General features: G+C 67.6%; 8 protein-coding genes. 4 read left to right on the top strand and 4 right to left on the bottom strand.

Going from position 1 to position 7,515, the window contains the following annotated elements:
• Positions 1 to 130 precede the first annotated feature (130 nt).
• Together AC1DSO_RS19275 and AC1DSO_RS19270 are read left to right on the top strand one after the other, a co-directional pair.
• Entirely contained in the window at positions 131 to 1,177 is a 1,047-nt protein-coding gene (locus AC1DSO_RS19275) for a MaoC family dehydratase (protein ID WP_477070350.1), read from the top strand.
• Positions 1,170 to 1,595, top strand: a complete 426-nt coding sequence (locus AC1DSO_RS19270) for an HIT domain-containing protein (protein ID WP_477070349.1) — start codon at positions 1,170 to 1,172, stop codon at positions 1,593 to 1,595. Before AC1DSO_RS19275 ends, AC1DSO_RS19270 begins: the two co-directional genes overlap by 8 nt.
• A gap of 22 nt (positions 1,596 to 1,617) precedes the next feature.
• Here the strand turns inward: AC1DSO_RS19270 and AC1DSO_RS19265 are convergent, their stop codons facing one another.
• Together AC1DSO_RS19265 and AC1DSO_RS19260 are read right to left on the bottom strand one after the other, a co-directional pair.
• On the bottom strand, positions 1,618 to 2,649 hold the full coding sequence (locus tag AC1DSO_RS19265) for a hypothetical protein (RefSeq protein WP_477070348.1): 1,032 nt from the start codon (positions 2,647 to 2,649) through the stop codon (positions 1,618 to 1,620).
• 67 nt (positions 2,650 to 2,716) lie between these two features.
• Entirely contained in the window at positions 2,717 to 3,595 is an 879-nt protein-coding gene (locus tag AC1DSO_RS19260; RefSeq protein WP_477070347.1) for an HpcH/HpaI aldolase/citrate lyase family protein, read from the bottom strand.
• 132 nt (positions 3,596 to 3,727) lie between these two features.
• Here AC1DSO_RS19260 and AC1DSO_RS19255 point away from each other — a divergent pair, with 132 nt between their 5' ends.
• Positions 3,728 to 4,111, top strand: a complete 384-nt coding sequence (locus AC1DSO_RS19255) for a DUF2237 family protein (protein ID WP_477070346.1) — start codon at positions 3,728 to 3,730, stop codon at positions 4,109 to 4,111.
• An 807-nt stretch (positions 4,112 to 4,918) separates the two neighbouring features.
• Here the strand turns inward: AC1DSO_RS19255 and thpR are convergent.
• Both thpR and AC1DSO_RS19245 read right to left on the bottom strand, forming a co-directional pair.
• Complete coding sequence (gene thpR, locus AC1DSO_RS19250) at positions 4,919 to 5,455, bottom strand: RNA 2',3'-cyclic phosphodiesterase (RefSeq protein ID WP_477070345.1); 537 nt, start codon at positions 5,453 to 5,455, stop codon at positions 4,919 to 4,921.
• A gap of 26 nt (positions 5,456 to 5,481) precedes the next feature.
• Positions 5,482 to 6,531, bottom strand: a complete 1,050-nt coding sequence (locus AC1DSO_RS19245) for an aldo/keto reductase (protein ID WP_477070344.1) — start codon at positions 6,529 to 6,531, stop codon at positions 5,482 to 5,484.
• 185 nt (positions 6,532 to 6,716) lie between these two features.
• Here AC1DSO_RS19245 and AC1DSO_RS19240 point away from each other — a divergent pair, with 185 nt between their 5' ends.
• The gene (locus AC1DSO_RS19240) at positions 6,717 to 7,469 is read left to right on the top strand and encodes a Bax inhibitor-1/YccA family protein (RefSeq protein ID WP_477070343.1); all 753 of its coding nucleotides are present in this window, start codon (positions 6,717 to 6,719) and stop codon (positions 7,467 to 7,469) included.
• Positions 7,470 to 7,515 lie beyond the last annotated feature (46 nt).

The following is a 7,515-nucleotide window of genomic DNA, read 5'->3' as shown; positions in this document are numbered from 1 at the left end:
CTCCATCAAGGCTGTGGACAGTGGAATGTCGCGGCGGGGTCTAGACCCGTCGCGCCCCGGCCTCAAGCCCTCTTTCCCGTTTCGCTGCACTGCGGCAAAGATGCCTGAACAACGATAAGGAGCGCAGGGGATGAGCAAGACCGATCCGGGGCATTTCTTCGAGGACTTCAAGCTGGGCCAGAGACTGGTCCACGCCACGCCTCGAACCGTCACCAGCGGCGATGTCGCGCTCTATACGGCGCTGTACGGGCCGCGCTTTTCGCTGTTCTCGTCCGACGAATTCGCCCGCGCCTGTGGCCTTTCCGCCGCGCCCGTCGACCCGCTGATCGCCTTCCACGTCGTGTTCGGCAAGACCGTGCCCGACACCAGCCTGAACGCCGTGGCCAATCTCGGCTATGCCGAGGGCCGGTTCCTGGCCCCGGTGTTCCCGGGCGACACCCTGAGCGCCGTCTCCGACGTGATCGGACTGAAGGAGAACTCCAACAAGAAAACCGGCGTCGTCTATGTCCGCACCACCGGCGTCAACCAGCGCGGCGAGGCGGTGCTGAGCTATGTGCGCTGGGTGATGGTCCGCAAGCGCGACGAGGCGGCGACGATCGCTGTGCAAGAGATTCCGAACCTGTCAGCAGCCGTCGCTCCGGCTGACCTGGCGCCGCCGCCCGGTTTGGATTTCTCCGGCTATGACTGGGCGCTGGCCGGCGCGCCGCACGCCTTCGAGGACTATGCGGTCGGCGAGAAGATCGACCATGTCGACGGCATGACGGTCGAGGAGGCCGAGCACCAGATGGCCACGCGCCTGTGGCAGAACACGGCCAAGGTCCATTTCAACCAGTTCGAGCGGGCCAAGGATCCTTCCGGCCGGCGCCTCGTCTATGGCGGGGTGGTGATCTCGACCGCCAAGGCCCTGTCCTTCAACGGATTGCAGAACGCCGGGCTGATCCTGGCGATCAACGGCGGCCGCCACGTGGCTCCGTTCTTCGCCGGCGGCACGGTGTTCGCCTGGAGCGAGGTGCTGGACAGGGCCGATCTGGGGTCGGTCGGCGCCTTGCGCCTGCGGCTGGTGGCGACCCGGGACCGGCCTTGCGAGGCGTTTCCGGACAGGGACGCGGAAGGGGTCTACGATTCCGCCGTCATTCTCGACTTCGACTACTGGGCGGCGGTTCCGAAACGTGGCTGATTTTGAGCTCGACCCCGCCTTCGTCCCCACGTCGCACAAGATCGCCGACCTGCCGCTGTGCGAGATCCGCCTGCAGGATGATGTCCGCTATCCGTGGCTGGTGCTGATCCCGCGCCAGCCCGGGCTGCGCGAGATCGAGGAGCTGGACACCGCCCACCGCATCCAGCTGATGGAAGAGATCGTCCTGGCCGGAACCGCCGTGCGGGCGGTCGGAGCGGCGCTGGGGCTCGCCGTCGACAAGCTGAACGTCGGAGCCCTGGGCAATGTCACGGCTCAGCTGCATGTCCATGTGGTGGGCCGCCGGCAAGGCGACCCGGCCTGGCCCGGCCCGGTTTGGGGCCACAGTCCGGCCACGGCCTACACGGCCGAAGGACTCGCGGCCCCGATCGAAGCCGCGCGGCGGGCGTTGAAGGCTTAGGCGGCTTCTCGGCGGAAAGGCCTCAACGCCGCTTTTTCTTGGTCGACCCTTTCTTGGCCGCCGCCTTGCCTTTGCGGCTGGCGGTCGCCTTGGCCTTGCCGCCCTTGCCCTTCTTGAGGGCCGAAGCCTTGCCCTTCTTGGCGGCGGCCGCGCACTTGGCCTTGGCGGCCTTCAGGGCCTTGCCCTTCTTGCCCTTGGTCGAGCAAGCGGGCGCCGCGACGGCGGCCGGACGGCTGACGGCCGCCACGCGCGGCGGCCAGACATAGGGGCCACGGCCTTGGGACTCGTAGCCGAGCGGGGCCTGAGGCAGGACGTGCTCGGCGACCACCGGCTGGTTGGCGCCATTCTCGGCCAGCTCGCCCGACCAGCGCGTCTCGCCGGCCTGCCGCAAGGTCAGAACCGACGACTGGCCGCCCTTGGGGCTGAAGCGGATGACCATCTCGCCGCCGTCGTGGCGCAGGTCCTCGATCAGGCCGGTAGAGCCCACGGCGCCCGACCGCCGGACGTCGCGCCAGGCGCCTTCCAGCTCGCCCAGGCCGCCGGCCTTGTCGACGATCTGCAGGGCGTAGAGCTGGGCGCCGTCGGGTCCCGTAACCCGCCAGCCGCCGTCCAGCGGCCCTTGCAGGTTCTGGGCGGCCGCGATCGAGCCCTTGACCCGCATCTCATAGACCTGGGCCGTGGTCAGATAGCCGCCGGGCGTGGCCGAGGTCTCCGGCTCGGGCGGCGGGATCGGCAGGAGCGTCGCCCTGTGCTTCGGCGCCGGCTTGTTGGCGGTCTCGGCCGTCTCCTCGTCGGTGGTCTGGTTGCTCTGCGAGATCAGGTCGCCCAGCGGATCCAGCGCCTGCGGAACCTGGGCGGAGCCCGCGCCTGGGGCCGAAGCGCTTGGGGCCGAAGCGCTCGGGACGGCGGTGCTGACCGGCGCGTCAGCGCTGGGAACCGGAGGCGAGGCGGGCGGGGCGGCCACCCGGGGAAGCGGTGCGGGGGTCGCGGTCGGGGCCTGCCGCGCCAGCGCCGGGCTGGCGATCAGGACGACGGAAAGAACGATAGCCCGCATTCGCAACCTTCTAGTACCCCCCGAGCCGGTCCGTCGCGGACAGGCTCGTCTTTCCGAATATCAGGGCTCAGGCCCCGCGCCCCGCGATGGCCTCCGCCACCGCGACAAGACGCTGGGCCTGCGCCAGATGCAAGCGTTCGGCCATCTTGCCGTCCACCCGCAAAGCACCTTTGCCAGCATTTTCGGGCGCGTTGAAGGCCGCGATGACCGCCTGACTCCAGGCGATGTCCTCGGGCGAGGGCGAGAAGACCCGATTACAGATCGCCAGATGCTTCGGATGGATCAGGGTCTTGCCGTCGAAACCGAAATCGACGCCCTGGACGCAGACGGCCTCCAGGGCGTCGAGGTCCTCGATGTCGTTGTGCACCCCGTCCAGGATCGTCAGGCCGTGGGCCCGCGCGGCGGCCACCGACAGGGTCAGCAGCGGCAGGAACGGCGCCCGGTCGGGGGTCTGGCGGGCCCGCATCTCCTTGGCGAAGTCGTTGACGCCCATCACCCAGGCCGACAGGCGCGTGCCATGCGTCGCGCCGGCGATCTCCCAGAGGTGGAAGGCGGCCCTCGCCGTCTCGATCATGGTCCATAGCCGGGTCGCGGGCGGGGCGGCGTTCAGGTGCTGGTCATAGAGCCGGACATCGTCGGCGTCGTCGACCTTGGGGACCAGCACCGCGTCCGGCCCCGCCTCGGCGGCGGCCCTCAGGTCCTCGGCGCCCCAGGGGGTGTCGAGACCATTGACCCGGATCACCACCTCGCGCGCCCCGAAGCCGCCGGCCTTGACCGCCGCCACCGCCGCCTCGCGCGCGGCCAGCTTGGCCTCGGGCGCGACGGCGTCCTCCAGGTCGAGAATGATCACGTCCGCGTCCAGGGTCCGGGCCTTCTCGACCGCCTTGGCGTTCGAGGCCGGCATGTAAAGGGCGCTGCGGCGCGGGCGGTCGGTCATAGCGTTCATAGGACTCCCCTGCTTTTTGTCTGTTTCCACGACCTTAGCATTGCTGCGCCGCAGCAAAAGCCTTCCCCTTAAATCACTTTCTTGGGCGATAACCGGGCTTGGCGCCCGGCCCACGGGGTCTAGGATCACGTCATGAGCACGACGCGGTACGACAAGAGCGCCAAGAACGTCCTGGGCGGCGAGCTGGCTTCCTGCTCGCTGGACCCGGTCACCGGCTTCTACCGCAACGGCTGCTGCGAGACCGGGCCGCACGATCTAGGCCTGCACACGGTGTGCGCGGTGATGACCGACGACTTCCTGGCCTTCTCCAAGGCTCGCGGCAACGATCTGTCGACCCCACGCCCCGAACTGGCCTTTCCAGGCCTCAAGGCCGGCGACCGCTGGTGCCTGTGCGCCGGCCGCTGGAAAGAGGCCCTCGACGCCGGCATGGCCCCGCAGGTGGTGCTGGAAGCGACGCACGAGGAAATGCTGGCCGTAGTGACCTTGGGCGTCCTGAAGGACTACGCGGTGGCGTGAACACGGCGTCTCGGCTTCACGCGGCGATCCGCTGAAGTTGGTGGGGAGGCGACGGAGCGGCCGGGCGAACCCGGAGACCGTAAGGGTTTGTGTGTTTCGGCTCGCTTGTCCGCTCCGCCAGGCTGTTCTCTGCCGTGAGGACGGCGGGCGTGAGCGTTATCTGCTCGGGCCTCCGCTACCCCCGGACGGGCGTGGACCAACTGGATCGGCTATTCCGTCTCCAGCTCGGCGATCCACGATAGGCGGTTTGTACGATCACCGCCCTGTCGCTCCGCTGACGATTTGGTCCCGGACGGTCCCATCACTCGCGCGCGCTCCTAAAGAGTAAGCCGCGCGACCTGACGACACCGCCGGGAACCGCCAGCGGCCCCGCTCAACCTATCCCCATCGCCGCTTTGGGCCGGATCCAAGCGCCCTCCCCTTGCGACGGGGACAGCGATGATTGTGCAGCGGGATTGAACGCGGATCATTCAGATCTGCGTAAAATCGACAAGCGCTTGATTTCGCTGGGTTCGATTTCGCGAATTCCGGGGATACAGCGCGCTCAGTCCCCGTAGTCGCCCCATGAATCCCTCTCTCTGAGAGAGAGGGAGGGGCCCACGCGAAGCGTGGGAGGGTGAGTGGTTACACCCTCAGCCGGCGTGCCGGCACGTCGCTCGCAACAACGCCAAGATCGCCCAGGGGCTTCGCCTACCCACTCACCCTCCCACCGCTCCGCGGCGGGCCCCTCCCTCTCTCCATGAGAGAGGGATTTCGGGTGCGTGCCCTTGCTTGGGTGAGAACCTTCTTCCCGGTAAAGGAGCCCACTCACGCCAACGGATACTCCCGCTCCAGCCGGTAGGCTGAGCCCTCGTGGGTTCGCCAGCTGGAATAGAGCCCGAACCGGTCGACGCGGAAGCTGGGCGAGCGCAGCAGGTTGTTGGCCTGGATCCAGGCGCCGACCTCCGGGACGGACGGACGCTTCAGATAGGCCAGGGTGACGTGGGGCGTATAGAGCCGGCCCTCGGGCTTGAGGTCGACCTCGCGGCAGGCGCGCTCGTTGGCCTTCTGCAGCTGGCGTAGCGGCGCGCTGTCCCCCACCCCGGCCCAGACGGCGTGGATGTCGACGCCCTCGCCGAAGACGCCCGCGCCGACGAGTTCGAGATCAAAGGCCGGGGCGGCGATCTGCGCCAAGGCCTCGTCCAGCTCGGCGGCCACCGGCTCCTGCACGTCGCCGATGAAGCGCAGGGTGATGTGGAACGCCTCCAGCGGCCGCCAGCGCGCGCCCTCTATGCCGTGCTGGCGCGTCACCAGGCCCTGGCCGATCTCCGGCGGAACGGCGATGGCGGTGAACAGGCGGATCATCGGACCTAAACGCTCTCGGGCGGGATTCAGGGACAGGGATTGGGCTGGCGAGCGTGGATGGCGTTGACCGCCTTTTCCAGCTCATCCGTCCAGGTCACGTCGAAGGCGTCGATATTGGTCTTCAGCTGGGCCATCGAGGTCGCCCCGATGATCGTGGCGGTGACGAACGGCCGCGTATCGCAGAACTTCAGCGCCAGCTGAGCCGGTTCGAGACCGGCCCGGGCCAGGTCCACATAGGCGCGGAACGCCTCCTGAGCGCCGGGGCCCTCGTAACGCTGCATGCGGTTGTAGAGCGCCTTGCGCGAGCCTTCGGGCAGGCCGCCGTCCAGGTACTTGCCGGTCAGCTGGCCCTGGGCCAGGGGCGAATAGGCCAGCAGGCCGACCTGTTCGCGCATGGCGATCTCGGCCAGGCCGTATTCGAAGGTGCGGTTGGCCAGGTGATAGGCGTTCTGGATCGAGGCGATCCGCGGCAGACCTTTAGCCTCGCTCTCGGCCAGGAAGCGCATCACGCCCCAGGGGAACTCGTTGGAGACCCCGATATGGCGGATCGAGCCCTTCTTCACATGGGCGTCCAGCGCTTCGAGGATATCGCCGAACGACTCGAAGTCCTGATCGTAGTCCTTGTAGGTCTGGCCGCCGAACACCCGCACCTGGCGGTCGGGCCAGTGCAGCTGGTAGAGGTCGATATAGTCGGTCTTCAGGCGCCGCAGCGAGCCCTCGACCGCCTCGTCGATCTGGGCGCGGGTCTGGCGGGTGACCGATCCGTCCTTGCGCATCCAGGAGAGGCCGCCGAACGCCGCCCCCTGGCCGGCTGCCTTGGAGGCCAGCACGATCTCGTGGCGCTTGCCGGTCTTTTCGAACCAGGAGCCGATATATTCCTCGGTCCGGCCCTGCGTTTCGGGACTGGGCGGGCTGGCGTACATCTCGGCCGTATCCCAGAAGGTGACCCCGCGCCCCAGCGCGTAGTCCATCTGCGCGTGGGCCTCGGCTTCGGTGTTCTGCGAGCCCCAGGTCATGGTGCCCAGGCAGCAGCGCGACACCGACACGTCCGTGCGACCCAGCTTGGCGTATTCCATATGAGGCCCCTCGCGCCTTTTTCGTCTCGATGACGTTCTTAAGGGGTCCCGCCGGCAATTGAAAAGCGCCCGGCCTTTCGCGAACGCATACCATGAACGCATCCGAGGGGGATTGCGCGACGGGCCAGGACACCCGATATTTCGAAGGCGTCCATCGTGGGCGCTTTAGCTCAAGGGCTTATTCGATGAACGACCTCAACCGCGGCTACGCGCGCTCGATCCCGGCGGATCGCGCCGACATGTCGGTTGACGCCGGCCTGCGTAGTTTCATGCTTGGCGTCTACAACAAGATGGCGCTGGGCCTTCTGCTGTCGGCCGTCCTGGCCTTCGTGACCAGCTACTATCAGCCGGTGGCGAGCACGCTCTACGTGCTGACCCCGGACGGTCGCCTGGCCGGCTTCACCCTGCTGGGCACGGTCCTGCGCTTCGCCCCGCTGGCCATGATGTTGTTCGCCATGTTCGGCATGAAGAACCCGACGGCTCGCTCGTCCGGCATCTTCTACTGGGCGCTGGTGAGCACGATCGGCGCGGGCCTTGGCCTGTGGCTGCTGGTCTATAATGTCCAGTCGGTGTTCGCGACCTTCCTGGTCACGGCCATCGCCTTCGGCGGCCTCAGCTTGTTCGGCTACACGACCAAGAAGGACCTGTCGGGTTTCGGCAGCTTCCTGATCATGGGCCTGATCGGCCTGGTGATCGCCTCGCTGGTCCAGATGTTCCTGCACCTGCCGGGCCTCAGCTTCATCATCAGCCTGCTGGGCGTGTTGATCTTCGCGGGCCTGACCGCCTACGACACCCAGAACCTGAAGATGACCTACTACCAGCTGGGCGGTGAGCAGCAGTCGATGGCCGTGGCCACCAACTACGGCGCGCTGAACCTGTATCTGAACTTCATCAACCTGTTCCAATTCCTGCTCAGCCTGATGGGCGGCCGCCGCTAAGGCGAAGGCAGGGATCGAAAACGACGAAGCCCCGGCGGGAAACCGC

The organism is Caulobacter sp. P4_E5 (genome assembly GCF_056401555.1).
The sequence above is the reverse complement of the archived record's forward strand: the minus strand, read 5'-3'. Positions and strand labels throughout refer to the sequence as shown.